The sequence below is a fragment of the Shewanella sp. SM68 genome, from assembly GCF_025653925.1.
In the GTDB taxonomy this organism is placed as follows: domain Bacteria; phylum Pseudomonadota; class Gammaproteobacteria; order Enterobacterales; family Shewanellaceae; genus Shewanella; species Shewanella oncorhynchi.
This window is the reverse complement of record NZ_JAKKRU010000001.1, coordinates 447,662-464,136: the sequence shown is the minus strand read 5'-3', so window position 1 is coordinate 464,136 and position 16,475 is coordinate 447,662. Positions and strand designations below refer to the sequence as shown.

General features: G+C 46.5%; 13 protein-coding genes. 2 read left to right on the top strand and 11 right to left on the bottom strand.

What is annotated here, in order from left to right; translation table 11 throughout:
• Positions 1–2: 2 nt before the first annotated feature.
• Both pyrD and L5M40_RS01980 read left to right on the top strand, forming a co-directional pair.
• Positions 3–1,022: a quinone-dependent dihydroorotate dehydrogenase gene (gene pyrD, locus L5M40_RS01985; protein WP_113940562.1), complete on the top strand. Its 1,020-nt coding sequence runs from the start codon at positions 3–5 to the stop codon at positions 1,020–1,022.
• Positions 1,023–1,222: 200 nt separating this feature from the next.
• On the top strand, positions 1,223–1,756 hold the full coding sequence (locus tag L5M40_RS01980) for a cell division protein ZapC (protein WP_173244574.1): 534 nt from the start codon (positions 1,223–1,225) through the stop codon (positions 1,754–1,756).
• A gap of 1,539 nt (positions 1,757–3,295) precedes the next feature.
• Here the strand turns inward: L5M40_RS01980 and L5M40_RS01975 are convergent.
• From L5M40_RS01975 to hisD, 11 genes are all read right to left on the bottom strand, one after another.
• Positions 3,296–3,631 carry a YdbL family protein gene (locus tag L5M40_RS01975; RefSeq protein ID WP_173244577.1) on the bottom strand — a complete coding sequence of 112 codons (336 nt, stop codon included), beginning with the start codon at positions 3,629–3,631 and terminating at the stop codon, positions 3,296–3,298.
• Positions 3,632–3,655: 24 nt separating this feature from the next.
• Entirely contained in the window at positions 3,656–3,874 is a 219-nt protein-coding gene (locus L5M40_RS01970; RefSeq protein WP_263256210.1) for a YnbE family lipoprotein, read from the bottom strand.
• A 13-nt stretch (positions 3,875–3,887) separates the two neighbouring features.
• On the bottom strand, positions 3,888–7,325 hold the full coding sequence (locus L5M40_RS01965; RefSeq protein WP_263256208.1) for a YdbH domain-containing protein: 3,438 nt from the start codon (positions 7,323–7,325) through the stop codon (positions 3,888–3,890).
• A 305-nt stretch (positions 7,326–7,630) separates the two neighbouring features.
• Positions 7,631–8,818 carry an aromatic amino acid transport family protein gene (locus L5M40_RS01960; protein ID WP_263176740.1) on the bottom strand — a complete coding sequence of 396 codons (1,188 nt, stop codon included), beginning with the start codon at positions 8,816–8,818 and terminating at the stop codon, positions 7,631–7,633.
• Positions 8,819–9,594: 776 nt separating this feature from the next.
• Positions 9,595–10,251: a bifunctional phosphoribosyl-AMP cyclohydrolase/phosphoribosyl-ATP diphosphatase HisIE gene (hisIE, locus tag L5M40_RS01955; RefSeq protein ID WP_263176739.1), complete on the bottom strand. Its 657-nt coding sequence runs from the start codon at positions 10,249–10,251 to the stop codon at positions 9,595–9,597.
• Between the two features lie 40 nt (positions 10,252–10,291).
• Entirely contained in the window at positions 10,292–11,065 is a 774-nt protein-coding gene (gene hisF / locus L5M40_RS01950) for an imidazole glycerol phosphate synthase subunit HisF (RefSeq protein ID WP_006081894.1), read from the bottom strand.
• On the bottom strand, positions 11,047–11,784 hold the full coding sequence (gene hisA, locus L5M40_RS01945; RefSeq protein WP_263176738.1) for a 1-(5-phosphoribosyl)-5-[(5-phosphoribosylamino)methylideneamino]imidazole-4-carboxamide isomerase: 738 nt from the start codon (positions 11,782–11,784) through the stop codon (positions 11,047–11,049). The genes hisF and hisA overlap by 19 nt, the downstream gene beginning before the upstream one ends.
• Positions 11,785–11,854: 70 nt before the next feature.
• Complete coding sequence (hisH, locus tag L5M40_RS01940; RefSeq protein ID WP_263176736.1) at positions 11,855–12,649, bottom strand: imidazole glycerol phosphate synthase subunit HisH; 795 nt, start codon at positions 12,647–12,649, stop codon at positions 11,855–11,857.
• 31 nt (positions 12,650–12,680) lie between these two features.
• The gene (gene hisB / locus L5M40_RS01935; RefSeq protein WP_263176735.1) at positions 12,681–13,772 is read right to left on the bottom strand and encodes a bifunctional histidinol-phosphatase/imidazoleglycerol-phosphate dehydratase HisB; all 1,092 of its coding nucleotides are present in this window, start codon (positions 13,770–13,772) and stop codon (positions 12,681–12,683) included.
• A gap of 105 nt (positions 13,773–13,877) precedes the next feature.
• A complete protein-coding gene (gene hisC, locus L5M40_RS01930) occupies positions 13,878–15,059 on the bottom strand; it encodes a histidinol-phosphate transaminase (protein WP_263176734.1) in 1,182 nt (393 codons plus the stop codon).
• Positions 15,060–15,149: 90 nt separating this feature from the next.
• Complete coding sequence (gene hisD / locus L5M40_RS01925) at positions 15,150–16,472, bottom strand: histidinol dehydrogenase (protein WP_263176732.1); 1,323 nt, start codon at positions 16,470–16,472, stop codon at positions 15,150–15,152.
• Positions 16,473–16,475 lie beyond the last annotated feature (3 nt).

The following is a 16,475-nucleotide window of genomic DNA, read 5'->3' as shown; positions in this document are numbered from 1 at the left end:
ACATGTTTTATAAAATCGCACAGAAAGTCATGTTTCAGATGGATCCTGAGCGAGCTCACCATCTTGCTATAGGCAGTTTAAAAATGACCGCCAATAGCCCGTTAACGTGTCTATATGGACAAACGATTGCACCCGCTCCTGTCAGCTTTATGGGGTTGACCTTTCCTAACCCAGTGGGACTTGCTGCCGGTATGGACAAGGACGGCGAATCGATTGATGCCTTTCATGCGATGGGATTTGGTCATATTGAAGTGGGTACAGTTACCCCAAGACCACAGCCTGGTAACGATTTACCCCGTCTATTTAGATTAAAGCCTGCCAAAGGCATCATTAATCGCATGGGGTTTAATAATAAGGGTGTCGATAATCTGGTCAAAAATTTGATCGCTAAAAAGACCAATATCATGGTTGGCGTCAATATTGGCAAAAATAAAGACACGCCAGTAGAACAAGGTAAAGACGATTATTTGATCTGCATGGATAAAGTTTATCTCCATGCGGCTTATATTGCGGTGAATATTTCATCACCCAATACCCCAGGATTACGATCGCTACAATATGGCGATCTATTAGATGAATTATTGAGCGCAATTAAAACCAAGCAACTTGAGCTGGCCGAAAAGCATAAAAAATACGTGCCCATCGCGCTTAAAATTGCTCCAGATTTAACCATCGAAGAAATTGAAAATATCGCGCAAGCTTTGATTAAAAACAAATTTGATGGCGCAATTGCGACCAATACTACTTTAACACGTGATGGTGTTAGCGGTCTTGCCAACGCCAATGAAAGCGGCGGGTTAAGTGGCAAACCCTTAACTGAGCTGTCTACTAAAGTGATTAAGCAATTGGCGATTTGTTTGAAAGGGCAGATCCCGATCATCGGTGTGGGCGGTATTAATAGCGCAGAAGATGCCTTAGCCAAATTTGATGCGGGCGCCACTATGGTTCAGATTTATTCAGGTTTTATTTATCAAGGTCCGAAGTTAATTAAAGAAATAGTGAATGCATACCGCTTGAAATAATGATCTTAAGATCAATATAACGATCTAAAATAAGATCTTATTCTTTAACAGCGATCTAAAATGATCCTTAGATCGCTGTTAAGATCTTACAATAGAACGACTAAGTAACTGTTAAATAATTTGTATTTTATTATTTTTATTTTGATATTGGATAAAATATCTACTATTATGTCCCAGTGTTCAAATATTGGGTCACCGTTATGTTATTAATGCCGCAAAAAGATTGGCAATGGAAATATAACGATTCGTATGGTGTATTAGGCGTATCGTTAGGTTCCGAGATAGAATTTCTGACGTCTTATAAAGCAAAATTACTCATTCCAGATGCCTTATCAAGCATGGAATTTAATATTGCGCACGCCAAATTCTATATGAACTTACTCGATAGATTGCCTAAAACCCTGTCTTTGTCCGATGCCGCTATTGTTCAAATTGCGCTCAATGCCACCGCAGCCCATTTTATGCTGACACCGCAAATGCCTAAATCATGGTTTTTTGATACCAGTGATGTCTGTGTTTATAGCGATGTAGGTAAAGTCTTTGAACTTAAATGCCAAAAGCAAAGGGCACTCGTGCTTGTGGTTGAAAACACCCTGCAATCGGCCTTAGTGATGTTATTATCGCCCGAATGTGTTTTATCCGGTGCTAAAACTATGGTGCAGTTTGAAACCATCAAAGTGATGCATAATCGCTTACACCCCCTACGTGCGCAGCGCCACGTGGTTGCGGCATAGCGTAGTTGTAGATCAATAGTCATTATTGGTTTTTGATATCTATTATTAGCCGATAATTCGCTTAAATCTCCATAGCATTAGTGCGCTATCCGTACTCTTTTCTGCTAAGAAAGCTTTTATCTAAAATTAGTCACGTGACTCTTCAACACCTTTCTATCGAATGCTACCCAACGATAATTTGTGAGTCTTATTACTCTAAACTCGGCTCAGCTTTTTCTATCAAATAGAAGGAGAGTGACGAGGCAAAGGCTAAAAAGAACACAGATCGCAATATTCCGTCATGGATTGCAAGCATTTTAAAGTGAATTTATTCCTTATTGATAATAAGCTCATTTGATCCACATAGATCGGTTTGCCATGGCATTTACTCGGCGACTCGCAGCTAGTCCATCCGTGGATGCTCGACCGCCCCATCCATGGGGCGGACGGTCGTCTCGCCAATCACCATGGCGCACCTTTTAGCATTTGCGTAGTCTGTTGATTTGAAAGATTAGAGATTACATTTAACGGTTTTTACTTTGATTTTTTAGTGTTGTCTGTGCAGCGCTAAAAGCAAAAAATCTGTGGGTGTTCGGTCTTTTCGATGTATATAGCATTTATTATCAACAACTTATTTTTTGACAGCTTGAGATAATAGGTTTGGAAAACGCGCATGCGCGTTTTTCCTGATGGTATATCTAAACAAAAGCTGATAAGTTCCTTTTATTACAGTTAGTTAACCATGCGCGCTTTTACTGGTCTAATGAGGTAAACGCGCATGCGCACTATACAAAGTTAGGCTCTAGGTTCACGATATTTGAGTCTCATACAGAAACACTGAGTGCAGTAAAGGAGCACTTTAAATATGGTGGAGGACTTTACTGGAACCCAAAAATTCAGACCAGTGTAATCCTAGAAGTGACGGAAGCCTAACCAAGCTATGTAATTGACGTCAAAAAGTTACGTTCGCTTCACTTACTCCACTTTTTGCCGCAATTGATAGCGGCGTTATAAGCCAAATTGAACATGATAGATATATTGTTTATTGTAGGAATCATAATCTACCTAGCCACGATTACATTTTTGGTTAAATTGCATAAATCTATGAATTTGCGCTTTGGATGGCCTAAACCACGCGGCATCGGCAACATTCTTATTTGCTACTTTATTTCTGCATTGTTCATCGTCACTGTTATCCCTATTGGAATATTTTTCCCGTTATGGCTAAACTCTGTCTTTCAAGCTATCCCTGACACCGAAAATACCAGAGTTTTTCTTTTGCTATCAGGTTGTATTGTTTTAGGTTATGTCATGTGGGCAAATTACAGGCATGAAAAATTGTTGTATTAATGTGGGATGCTTCTTACTAGAAATAGGAAGGCGAGTGACTGGGGAAGCAATGAAAATTAATATTAATTATTTTGTCGTCAGTTAGCTTTTAGTTAAGTAAATCATCTATCCAGTTATCGACAAATCCACCCATAAAAATGCCTGCTACTGCAGGCGTTTTGTTTATATCTATTCGTTTTGTTTTTACGCGCTAGAGCCTTAGAAAGCGGACTACTTTTTAATCCATTTGCCTTTGGCATCTTGTACATAGTTGCCTTTATCTGTGGCGGCTATGGCTTTTTCACCGGCGAGTTTAGCGACGTCGGCAGGGGAGAGTTTGTTCTTCTTGGCAATGGTTTCGTAGTGTGCGCGACGTTTGTTATTTACGTCGTCCATCACGACTTTGGCTTCGGGATTGGCTTGCACTAATCCCAAGTAGCCGTTGGCTTGTTCCCCTAAATAGCCCTGTGATTTAGCTTCTTGAAGTGACATGGCAAAGGCGCTTAGGCTTAAGACGCTGAGGGTTAATAGCAATAATAACTTTGTTTTTAGTCGGATTGATTTCATGGTGATTCCTCAATTCTTATTTAATTAGAACAGCTTATCGTCTGACAGGAGTTGGTCTAATTCCTTATCTACTTTGATCCGTATCTCATGTTCAATTTTCACATTGAGATTGATAACGATAGGTTTATCCGGCGGTTCTATTTTTACTGTGGGCGTACAGCCCTGCAATGAGGCTAGGGCTACCAATGCGATAAGCGCGCTTCGGGGACCTATGCTAATTTGTTGTAATTGAATTATCTTCACTGAGGTTTCCTTGTTACTTCACTGATTTTTCGATTCTGTCCTGCAAGTCATTACCAATTTGCAGACTTCTAAATAATTGCAGCATGTTCTCTTCGTGGGAGTAATTCAAGTGGATAGGGCGTTCAATCCCTTCACCGCGGCCTTTCACTTCGACGAGTAGTTTAGCATCACCGGCTTGGTCCATATCAAAGCTGCTTGATAATTGACTGTATTGTAAGTGTTCTAACGTCGAAAAGACAAAGTCTAGATACGGTTGGGATTGGCGCATCTGTTCAACGGCGGGGTTGCCTGAGATAGCGATGAGGCCGCCGGGTGCGCGCGCGGCTAATTGCCCGCCAGTGATCGACACTTTGCCGTTGATTAAATCGACGGGCAACACGCCATCGAATATGCCGTCGGCATAGATGCCAATTTGCGGTTGAATACGCAGGACCTCTTCTAGACTCATGGCCTGCAGTAACAGATAGGCATGGGATTTATCCTGCAATTTAAGATTAAATTCTGGCAGCAGAAACTGGCCGCTGAGCACTTTGCCTTTGGCGGTCATGGAAACATCGGTGTCACTTAAGCCTGTGAGTTGTTGTATCCAATTGTCGGGCAATTTCTCGGCATCTTTGCCAAGGGCGATATCGGCTTCCACTTCGATATCGGTCAGTGGGAAGCCTGGATCAAATAAGTTAAAGGTCATCAGCGTCTGCGGGCAATTGAGCTTACTGAGGCTGCTAAAATAGCCTTTATCCTGTGACTTGTTATGAGACTCTTTTTTATAAGATTGCCCCCAAGTAAACTCACATTGCGCTTGCAGTTTTCCCCCCTCAAAAATGATGTCTTTATAAAAGCCTTCAAGTTCTGTCATCGATTGAGTTATTTGCATGGCAAATTGGGTCTGATCGCGCTGTTGGGTTAAATTAAACTGCGCCTGTAATTGGTTATTACCTGTGACATTAAGCTCAGATGGTAAGGGTTGGGTTTGATTGAGCAAGGCTAGCGCCTCGGTCATGCTAGTGTTGACTACCCATTGGCCCGTTAACACTAAGGGATTGTTCGCGGTGGCAAGGTTCAACTTGTGTTGGCTTTGCAGCTCAACAGTGCCCACTTGCCAATGCTCATCACCAAAGAGCGTATTATTTTTCCAATCTAAGCTTTGTGCCAGCGTTAACTTGTCCAGCTTAAGTACGGTTTCTTTGCGGCTGCGGCCTTTGCTGCTGAGCTGTTTTTCGATATTAAGCTGACTTGCTTGCCATGCGAGTTGATTACGCCAAGTGGTAGCGAGTATTGAGTCGAACAGCGCTTCGATATCGGGTTTAAGCTCAAATGACATGGCTTTTTGTAATGCAATCGAGAAATGGCCCGCATTCATATCGGTTTTCGTTATGATGCTAGTGCTAGCATTTTTATCCGCATTAGCCTCAGTGACGACACCATCTGTCACTAAAGTCTGTTTGGTCTGCGAAAAATACAGTTGCTCCAGTGCTAAGGTTAAAGGTGGTATGGCAAGGGTTAACCTGTTTGCGGTATCAGATGTGGGTACTGAGCTTTGCGCTGGACTGACTTTCTGAATGCTAGCGTTTTGAATACCAGAACTCTGAGTATGAGTGCTTTGCAGCGAGCTTATGTTCAGCGGCGCAAGGGCATTTATCGCGATACTACCAAGGCTAAACTCTGCATGTTTAGCCGCATTTTTATTTTGCATGCTAATACGCTTAAGCTCACCCACGGCGAACTGTAGCGTGTTGCCAGTATTTTTTTTTGCTGATTGAGTCAGTTCAGTCGATTCGGTAGCAGCAGTGATAAATTGCCAATCGGTTGAACTTGGCGTCTGAACTAAGTTAAATGTGCCTGCTGTCGTTAACTGACTATTATTCCAGCTAAAATCCTGCGGCGGATTTGCCCACAATTCAGATAATTGCATTGAGCCTGTTTGCCTCGTACTAAGGCGCCAATCTGTTTTGAAGGACAGTGCTTCGGTTGATTTTGTGATTTCAACATTGGCCAAATCGACTTGGGTATCTAGCTTACTGCCTAAGGTCTTAAGCTTCACTCGAGGAAGTTTAATCGCAAGGGGATTAGCTAAGTGCACATCTTGCGGAATGTGAGTCAGCGGATAGTGGAGGGCTTCAGGCAATGTCAGTGCGATCCCCACAGGTGTATCTGTACTTTTGAGCCCCGATAGTAGCTTAGCGATTTGACTTGCTAGCGGATCAGGCACTTGCTCCGCTATCGGTTGAGATACTGGTTCAGATACTGACTGAGATGAAGGTTTAGCCAGCGTCTCATCGAGCAGCTGCATCAATCGCTGTTGCTGCGCGGCATTTGGCGTCAAGGCTAAGGTCAAGGGTTCAAGGCTTAGGTCAAGTTCGGCTAAATGTCCGGCAATCTTAAATGCTAACTTAGGTTTTGACCCAAGCTCGGGTTTAGGTGCAAGTTGCAGCGCAGCCAACTGATTAAAGGTCAGCTTTGGCTCGATTAACTGATGCTCACTGATAAGCTCGCCTGAGGTTAATGTGATACTGCTGTTGGATATCAATTGGCCTTGTAAATCAATCGCTAACGCTTGCCAATCTTTATCAAGCTCAGTTAACGGACTCAGTACACTGTCCTGCGCTTGCCTTAGGCTGATTTGATGCAAGCTTGCAAGCAGCGGCGCGAGCTGGATTTGACTCATGAGTTGCCATTTGTTGGTTTCGAGTGTGGCTTTAAGTATGGCGATGCTTTCGCCTGCATGGCTAAACTCGCTGTTGATTTCCCCTGCGCCGTTAAGGCTCAACTTATCCATTACCAAACGATAGGCGGGTAAATCATTATGGGTGTTGAGATGGTGGGAGTTGAGAATAAGGCTGGTTTTTCCGATATCGATGAGTGGTAGTGATTTGATATCTAAGGCCAATGCGGGGCCTTGTTCATCGATGGCATTCCGATTGGGTAAAAACAGTGATTGCCCTAACTCGACTTCAATATCACCTGTGGATATTTGGGTGATTTTTTGAGTGAGGTAAGAGGCTTGGCTGAACTGTTTAAGTTCGGCAAAACTCTGTGGCCAGTCAAGTTTTAGCTGAATATTCAAATCATTAAGCTTGATATGGCTATCATGCACCCTCAGATTGGCAGAGGTAATTTGCCAATGTTCTAACTGACTTTGCCCTAATTCAATGTCAATCAGTTCGCTGTCCATACCTGTGAGGGCAAAATTTGCCGCCCGTATGATGAGTTGTTCAGCCTGGGTATTTACAATCCAAACGGTTAACGCCACGCCCGCCAAGATGCCCGTTAAGCTGGTCGCCAATAAGGTTTTTTTTAGGGGGAATTTACGGCGATTTTGCGCAGCAACATGAGTATCCGTTCCAAAACCTAAAGCACCAGTGCGAGGGTCAGCGGATATCTGCATTGCCTCGTGCTGAAGTGTCTTGCTATCAGAGGCATTGCCACGGCTTGGCTTGTTGTGGATTGGCATTGGGTTTGATATTTATCCTTTATTGACTGAGCCCTGATCAAACTCGTGCTTTAGCAGTGCAAAAATACACGAATGTGTATATTTCATTGGCACTTTTACTTTGTTCGGTTACTTCGGAGCTTTTATATCGCGCACGAGCACTTGAGGCAGTTTAACACTCAAGGGCTTAGCTGACTAATGTGAAAGGATGATTGAATAGACAAGCGCCTGCTGTCAATAGTTGAGGTTTTACAGGCTCTTGTACTTCATCTTTTATTCGGGCTAGCTAACTTTTGGTTAACTCACTCTTGGTGAGTGAATTGCGGCTAGCTAAATATCTGGGCGGCGATCACCACAATTCCGCAAAGTGTGGCGAGCATTAAGGCAAACTTGCCGCCCGCGACCCGATATCCCGTCGGCATATTGGCCGCGTCCCTCGTCTGGCGCTGTGTCCACACCATGGCCACAGGTAAAAAGATGGCGAGGATCACCAGCGCAATCGCTGCGTAACCCAAGGCTGTGATAAAACCTTGTGGGTAGAAGAGGGCAAAACCTAAGGGCGGTAAAAAGGTGATGGCAGCGGTTAGGCTACGACCAGAAAAATCATCCTCACGCCTTAAGGTCGAGGCCATAAAATCGAACAAGCCTAAACTCACCCCTAAAAACGAAGTAGCAAGAGCGAGATCGGCAAACAAACTGATCGCGCTGCTTAAGTATTCGCTGTGCAGTACGCTTGCCAGTTGATTGATAAAGCTCGATAAGCTCTGATTTTCGAGCAATTGGCTTTGGCTCAGTACACCTTGGCTACCTACTTGCCACAAAAGATAAATGACCAGTGGTAAAGCGGAGCCGAGTAGCATGATCCTGCGCAGGGCTTTCACCTCAACCCCTAAGTAACGCACCACTGATGGAATCGAACCGTGAAAACCAAAGGAGGTAAAAATCACCGGAATAGCCGTGATAATTAGGCCTTGGTTGAGCGGGAGTTCGAGCAAATGTGGGCTTTCAACCTGCGGCAGTAACAAGGCCAACATAAGCAATAATGCCAATAGCTTAAGGGCAAATAAACCGCGATTGATGAGATCCACACAGTGGGTTCCCATGCCCACAATGGCGCCAACCAGCAGGGTGAATAGGATTGCACCCGCCTGCGGTGGCAAATTTAGTCCTAGCCAAGTGCTCAGCTTTTGGTTCACTTGCTCGCCGCCGCCAGCAATGTAGGCGGCGCAGAGGGCGTACAGTAAAAACATCAAGGCGCTATTGGCGATCAACTGGCCCTTACGACCCAATAAGCGCTGCGCTAAGTGATTAAGGCTGGCATCGCTGGGGGCGAATTGATGTATTTCCACCATAAGCAGTGCCGTGTAGGCCATCAGCGCCCATAGGATGAGCATAATGGCGGAGGAGGTGCCAAAACCGAGTCCAGCCGATGCGATAGGCAAAGCCAGCATACCCGCGCCGATTGTGGTGCCGGCGATAAGCAGTAAACTGCCGAAAATTTTATTCTGTGTCATAACATGATCTCAAAAGCGTGTCGCAAGAAAAAGAGATAAAGACTTGATCCTAAAGCAACCGTCTTAAAGGATTTTGATGCGATTCAAGCACAAAATGATTTAAGCAAATGAGACAGTGGCGCTCAGCGGATCCGAAAGGATATGGCCACAATGGAAGGTCAGGCGAGGTGCCTTTATACCCAAACAACCTGAAGATGCAGGATTCAGAGGGAGTTTAACGCACTTTAGGCAAGGCGGTTATTTGCAGACCTAGCGGGCTAAGTTAAAAATAACCAACACCGCATAAAGTGCGTTAAAACCCGCCGGGACGGAGCGTCTAGGGTACTCCACTCCCGTGTTGCATCAATTCAAAAGGTGGTCGACATTCTGTCATTGATGCGCCTTGAATTGAAGCCCCCTAGGCGCTCTGAAACTCGTATCTTCAGGTAGCTTGGGTATATCCATTGCGGCTACAGATAGGGAGTATAAAAGGGTGTGAAACACATAAAACTTGCCTTAGCGTGTGTTGAGTAAAAACGGATAAGTGTTTTGATGCCTTGCCTTAATAACCTAACGGCAACGGAGGTTACCATAGGGAACTGAAATGTACTTGTCAACCATTACAACAGTATTTTGATTATTTTTTGTCACAGGATTAAGGCGCAAGATATTCATTGTTTACATTGCGGCAATGGCACTTGAGGGAATCGCGCGATAAAAAATGCCGCCGACTTGATTTAAGCGGGCGGCATTTCTAGATGTCAGTGACTAGTGTGAAATCAGAATCAGTGAGCAGATTATGCTTTACTCCGTAGCGCTTTTTCATGTCTTGCCAGCAAGTTTGCTGTGATGTCACTGAGGCTTAAGTGTTGATCTTCAAGCAATACCAGCAAGTGATAGATAAGATCTGAGGCTTCGTTAACCAGCTCTTCCTTATCGTGGGTCGCGGCGGCAAGGGCGGTTTCAAGACCTTCTTCTCCGACCTTTTGGGCGATACGTTTTGTGCCGCGCGCAAACAAAGACGCCGTGTAACTGGAATCGGCACTTTGCCCTTTACGTGAGGCGATTAAGCTGGCGAGGTTGTTCAAAAAGGGGTGCGCATTGTCATCTAACCAGCAACTTTCGGTGCCTTTGTGGCAGGTTGGGCCGTTGGGGAGCACTTGCACTAACAGGCTATCGTTATCGCAGTCTTTATCGATAGCCACCAATCTTAGCGTATTGCCAGAGGTTTCACCCTTGGTCCATAAGCGCTGTTTTGAACGGCTGAAAAAGGTGACATCACCTGTGCTCAAGGTTTTTTCCAGCGCGGCCTTATCCATATAACCGAGCATTAATACCTTGCCCGATAAGTGATTTTGGATAACGGCAGGAATAAGCCCATCCTGTTTATTCCAATCCAGCTCATTAACTTGAACAGGGCTAAAATCCGACTTAGTGTTTGTTTGCGTTGACATAGTATTCACTCTTAATCTGTTTGTAGAACCTAGAACCGCTCTAGCGTCTAATCGCGATCCCTTCGGCCGCTAAATAGGCTTTTAATTCACCTATGTTGATAATCGCCTTGTGGAATACGCTCGCCGCCAGCGCCGCATCGACCTTAGCTTCAATAAATACATCGCGAAAATGCGCCATAGTCCCTGCACCGCCAGAGGCAATTAAAGGTACGTCACAGATGGCACGAACAAGACTTAACTGCTTGATATCATAGCCGCCGCGCACGCCATCTTGGTTCATCACATTGAGCACGATTTCACCACAACCTCGTTTCTGTACTTCTTCAACCCAGTCTTGGGTGAACCACTGGGTATCCTTAGTTGCCGCTTCATCGCCGGTAAATTGCTTTACCTTATAGCTGTTGCTGGTGGCATCGAAAAAGGAGTCGATACCAATCACGATACATTGGCGGCCGAACTCGTCCTGCAGGCGCGAGATCAGACTCGGATCAGTTAAGGCGGGCGAGTTAATCGAAATCTTATCCGCCCCAAAGGCTAATAATTCACGGGCTTGGCTAATGGTTTTAATGCCACCTGCCACGCAGAAGGGAATATCAATCTGCTCCGCCACGCGGCTCACCCACGATTTATCGACCACACGTTCGTGGGCGCTGGCGGTAATGTCATAAAACACCAGCTCATCGGCGCCTTCTTCGGCATAACGCGCGGCTAAGGGCACGATATCGCCGACAATTTCGTGGTTACGAAACTGTACGCCTTTCACTACTTTACCGTCTTTCACATCTAAACAGGGGACTAGTCGTTTGGCCAGCATTGGATTGCCTCCACCACGTTAAACTGATTGATAAGCAAGGCTTTACCGATAATGATGCCCGCAGCACCGCTATCACGCACGGCGGCAACATCATCAAGGGTCGCAATACCGCCGGAGGCTTGCCAAGCGATATCGGGATAGCTTGCTGCAATTTCTTGATAAAGCGCGGTATTGGCGCCCGTTAAGGTGCCGTCACGGCTAATGTCAGTCACTAGCGCGTGTTTTAAGCCGACAGCGCTAAAGGTTTCTACGAGGGATTCTAAACTCTTACCGCCACCACTTTGCCAACCGGATACGGCGACCATTTTCTCACCGTGCTGGTTGATATTGACATCGAGCGCGAGGCAAATCGCTTCGCTGCCGTATTTGATAAACCATTGTTTGACTAACTCAGGTTCTTTCACCGCCAGTGAGCCAATTACCACACGTTTTACACCGATAGCTAATAATTCAGTGACTTGTTCTTCAGTACGAATACCGCCGCCCACTTGAATATTGGCGTTTAGTCCCGCCACTAATTCACTGATAAGGCGAGTTTGGCGTTTCGCGGGATCTTTCGCGCCCGTTAAATCAACGATATGCAACCACTTAGCGCCTTGTGCCTCGTAGGATTGCAGCTGCGCCAAAGGACTTAAATCAAAGGTGGTCTGCTGGCCGTAATCGCCTTGATAAAGGCGGACGACATTGCCATCAATTAAATCAATCGCAGGAATAATCATAAGCTTAAATCCCCGATTGATTTATTTGTAAGTTGTTCATTAGTATTTATTTTTTTATTGAGTAATTTATTCATTGGTCAGCCTTCTTTACACCAGCTTGGCCATCAGCAGAGTTGCTTCGCAGCGCTTTGTTCACCAGAGCTTTGTTCATCTGTAACTCGTCCATCTGTAAAAAGTTACGCAGAATTTGCGCGCCCACGGCGGCACTTTTTTCGGGGTGGAACTGCACGCCCATAAAGTTGCCTTTGCCAATGGCGGCGCTAAAACCTTCACCATAGGAACATTGGGCTAAGGTGAATTCGCTCAATGGCGCGCGGTAACTGTGGACGAAATACACATAACTGCCATCTTCAATGCCCGCAAATAGCGGGTGAACGCTAGGGGTTTTGGCGCCTTGTGAGTTTGTCGTTAGCTTAAGTTGGTTCCAGCCCATGTGCGGCAAAGGTAAGTTTTCAGCTTTGAGTAATTGCGTATCCAGCTCGCAAATGTCGGTGGGGATTATGCCTAAGCACTCGCAATCTTGACCTTTTCCGCCGCGCTCCTTAGAAATCGCTGCCAACATTTGCATGCCAAGACATACGCCCAGCACTGGTTGAGTCAGGCCTTGAATGAGTTCGACTAAGCCTTTTTCATGTAAGGACGCCATGGCTGCTCCCGCCGTCCCCACACCCGGCAGTACCACACGTTTTGCCGCTTTGATTTTGGCTTTATCGTCTGTGACCAATACCTTCGCGCCTAAACGCTCGAAGGCGAAACGTACTGAGTTTAAATTGGCACAGCCCGTGTCTATGATGACGGTTTCAGCATCTGATGATGCATTTGCTGTTAATTGCTGGCCAGCTGTTAATAGAGTGTCTTGTTGCATTCTAACCTCTTAAACCATTTATGCTGATGCCTTAAAGCACGCCTTTACTCGATGGCAGAATATCGCCTTCGACTTTAATTGCTTGACGTAGCGCGCGGCCGAGTACTTTAAACAGGGCTTCAACCTTGTGGTGATCGTTATCGCCTTCGGTCGACACATGCAGCGTACAGCGCAGGCCATCGGCAAAGGAGCGGAAGAAGTGCGGTACCATTTCAGTGGCCATTTCGCCGACGTGCTCACGCTCAAAATCGGCCGAGAATTTGATAAAAGGGCGGCCAGAGATATCCAGCAGACATTCACCCTTGGCTTCGTCCATCGGCAGACTAAAGCCGAAACGGGCAATACCGCGTTTGTCGCCGAGCGCTTGGCGCAGGGCATCACCTATGGCCAGCGCAGTGTCTTCGACGCTGTGGTGATCGTCGATTTCCAGATCGCCATCGACTTTCACATCCATTCTAAAATTACCGTGGGTAGCAATTTGATCGAGCATGTGGTCGAAAAAGCCAATGCCAGTGTCGATTTTGCCTTTAACAGGGCTGTCGAGATCCACTGTCACGCGTATATCGGTTTCTTTGGTGGTACGCACGACCGTGGCGGTGCGGCCTTTATTCAGCAGTGCATCGGCGATGGCGTTCCAGCCCAACGTTTCGCGTTGATATTTCAGGCTTTTAATGCCCATGGCATTGCCGAGTTCCACATCGGTCTCGCGATCGCCAATCACCGCCGATTGGGTGAAATCGATGCAGCCTTGGGTGAGATAGTCTTTTACTAGCCCAAGCTTAGGTTTACGGCAGCTGCAATTTTCATCATTAAAGTGCGGGCAAATCACCACATCTTCAAAGTTAACCCCTTGGCTTTTGAGGATTTGCATCATCATATTGTGGGGCGCGTCGAAATCTTCCTGCGGGAAAGACGGTGTGCCAAGGCCGTCTTGATTGCTGACCATGACTAAACGAAACCCAGCCTTTTGCAGACGTAGCAAAGCGGGGATCACCTGTGGCTCGAACACTAGTTTCGCTAGACTATCGACCTGTTTGTCGGTGATGGGCTCTTCAATCAAGGTGCCATCGCGGTCGATAAACAGAATTTTTTGTGCAACGTTCGGGATAAATTGTGGGTTCATGGCTCTACCTTCAAATTCAATTCGTTTAGCTAATGCTTAAGCTGATTTAACTTTCAGCGTTGCATTCGCTTTTTATTGGTTTTTATTATTTTTATCAGTGACTTATTATTCGTTTTCTGATGACAACTCAGCGCGTTGCGATTCAAATAAATTCACTAACACATCGGTATCTGCCTTTGAACTAAAGCTAAAACGGATGGCCTTAGCAAGCCTTGGGTCTTTGTAGGCGCGGGCGACAACACCGCTGCCTTGCAGTAATGCTGCGACCTTGGCGACATCATCAAATTCTCCCAATACGTAGTTGCCATAGGGAGTTAGCACTCTGCCGCCCCATTGTTCACAGTAAAGATTGAGTGCCGCGGCAAGTCTTTTACCCTGTTGATTGAGTTCTTTTACCTGAATTTTCATCCGCGCAACGCCTGCGCTCGATAGAGCCTGTGTGGCGACTTCACTCACGGGTAGCGGCACAGGATAGGGCGCAATCACGCGCATAATGATTTCGACTACAGCCTCGTTTGCCAGCATAAAACCACAGCGTGCGCCGGCGAGTGCGAAGGCTTTTGACAGGGTGCGCAGTACCACTAGATTCGGATAGCTTTCCAGCAAATCCGCCACACTGTATTCAGGGCAAAACTCAATATAAGCTTCGTCGATGACCACAAGCGCGTCGGGCAAGGCTTTGATTGCTTGCTCGATAATGGCTTTGTCGATCACTGTGCCAGTCGGGTTATTGGGATTGCAGATAAACACCAGTTTTGCGCCGCGAACGTCCTCGGCATAGCTTGTCGGCAAGCCATATTCCGCGCTGAGATTTAACGCTTTAACGCCCACATTAAAGGTGTTCGCGCTGATGGCATACATGCCGTACGTCGGGCCAAAGCAGGCAATGCTGTCGACGCCTGGTATACAAAAGGCGCGAATTAACAGTTCAATCGCTTCATCGGCGCCGCGGCTGGCGACTATCTTGCTGGTGCTCACGCCGCTATATTCGCTGTAGGCACTGATAAGCTGCGGCGGTTGGCATTCTGGGTAACGATTCAATTTCGATAAATCGAGCGCTGCGGTATCGACATTATTAAAGGGCGATTCGTTGGCATTGATCCAAATATCACCACGACCGCCCAGTCTGCGGGCACTCTGGTAGGGCGTTAAATCCAGTAACTCAGGGCGCGCTAAACGCTCGGCTAAATTTAGTGGCGCCGATTGCGTTAACGTTGATGGTGTTAACTTTGATGCCGTTAATGCTGTGGGTTCTGCTGTCTTTTCCATGCTGCTCATTTGGCTCATTTTCTTCACTCAGCTCTATTTTTATAAACTTAAGGGCTAATCACTTAAGAGTTATTCACTTAAGTGCTAATCACTTAAGATCTAGGCGGGTCATTTCTCTAGGCTAGCTAAACGTACTGCGATCGCATTTTTGTGCGCATCGAGCAATTCGTTACTGGCTAACGTCATGACTGCTTGCCCCAATCCTATTAAGCCCTTAGCACTGAGTTCCTGCACGGTAAAGCGGCGGCTAAAGTCGGCTAATGACAGGCTCGACACGGCGCGGCTGTAACCGTAAGTCGGCAGCACGTGGTTGGTGCCACTGGCATAATCGCCAACAGATTCAGGTGTATAAGCGCCTAAAAATACCGAGCCCGCGGCGCGAATATTTTTCAATACCTCACGGGGAAAGCGCGTTTGGATGATCAAGTGCTCAGGCCCATATTGATTAGAAACCTGCGCGGCTTGCTGCATATCGTCAACAACAAAAGTGCGACTGCTGAGGAGCGCCGTTGTGGCTATATCACAACGCGGCAGAGCAGCGAGCTGTCTTGTCAGTGCGTCATTCACGCCATCGGCGATAGCTTGCGAATCCGTTACTAAAATCACTTGTGAATCAGGGCCGTGCTCAGCTTGTGAAAGCAAATCGGCGGCGATAAATTCGCAATTGGCGTCGCTATCGGCAATCACCAACACCTCAGAAGGACCAGCCGGCATATCGATACACACAGTGCAGCGGCCATCCTGTGACACTAAGCGTTTAGCTTCAGTCACGTAGCGATTACCAGGACCAAAAATCTTATCGACCGCCGGAATCGTTTCTGTGCCAAAGGCCAGTGCCGCAATGGCTTGTGCGCCGCCCACTTGATAGATTTCAGTGATCCCGCAGGCATTGGCTGCATAGATAATGGCATCGTTGATGGGCGGTGGGCTGACCAATACTCTTTGTTCGCAGCCGGCGATCTTGGCGGGGAGGGCAAGCATCATCACGGTAGAAATTAATGGTGCGCTGCCACCGGGGATATATAAACCCACTTTTTCAATCGGTTCGCTACGTAGCTCGCAGCGAACTCCCGCCTCGGTTTCCATATCAATCGGGCGAAATTGCTGGGCGCTGTGAAACACATCTATGTTTGCCATGGCTTTGGCGATCGCCGCTTTAAGCTCTGGTGATACTCGTGCGCTTGCTGCAGTAATGTCGGTTTCACTCAGACGCAGCTCACCACTACCTTGTCCATTTAAATCTCTAGTCGCGCTATTGAAGCCATCAAACTTTTGATTAAATTCGGCAATAGCGGCATCACCCCGCGTTGCCACCGCATCAATAATGGCGCGAACGCTTTGCTCTAAGCCGCTGTCACCAATTAAAGGCGAGCGTTTCAGCGCCGTTTTTTGCTCGGCGGTTGATAAGGTTGACCAAGTTAGGATTTCCATACA

Coding starts and splice junctions, on each gene's coding strand:
- hisA (WP_263176738.1), bottom strand. CDS start 11,784: ATGATTATTCCTGCGATTGATTTAATTGATGGCAATGTCGTCCGCCTT.
- hisC (WP_263176734.1), bottom strand. CDS start 15,059: ATGAGCCAAATGAGCAGCATGGAAAAGACAGCAGAACCCACAGCATTA.
- pyrD (WP_113940562.1), top strand. CDS start 3: ATGTTTTATAAAATCGCACAGAAAGTCATGTTTCAGATGGATCCTGAG.
- hisH (WP_263176736.1), bottom strand. CDS start 12,649: ATGCAACAAGACACTCTATTAACAGCTGGCCAGCAATTAACAGCAAAT.
- hisB (WP_263176735.1), bottom strand. CDS start 13,772: ATGAACCCACAATTTATCCCGAACGTTGCACAAAAAATTCTGTTTATC.
- L5M40_RS01965 (WP_263256208.1), bottom strand. CDS start 7,325: ATGCCAATCCACAACAAGCCAAGCCGTGGCAATGCCTCTGATAGCAAG.
- hisF (WP_006081894.1), bottom strand. CDS start 11,065: ATGCTGGCCAAACGACTAGTCCCCTGTTTAGATGTGAAAGACGGTAAA.
- hisIE (WP_263176739.1), bottom strand. CDS start 10,251: ATGTCAACGCAAACAAACACTAAGTCGGATTTTAGCCCTGTTCAAGTT.
- L5M40_RS01960 (WP_263176740.1), bottom strand. CDS start 8,818: ATGACACAGAATAAAATTTTCGGCAGTTTACTGCTTATCGCCGGCACC.
- L5M40_RS01975 (WP_173244577.1), bottom strand. CDS start 3,631: ATGAAATCAATCCGACTAAAAACAAAGTTATTATTGCTATTAACCCTC.
- L5M40_RS01980 (WP_173244574.1), top strand. CDS start 1,223: ATGTTATTAATGCCGCAAAAAGATTGGCAATGGAAATATAACGATTCG.
- hisD (WP_263176732.1), bottom strand. CDS start 16,472: ATGGAAATCCTAACTTGGTCAACCTTATCAACCGCCGAGCAAAAAACG.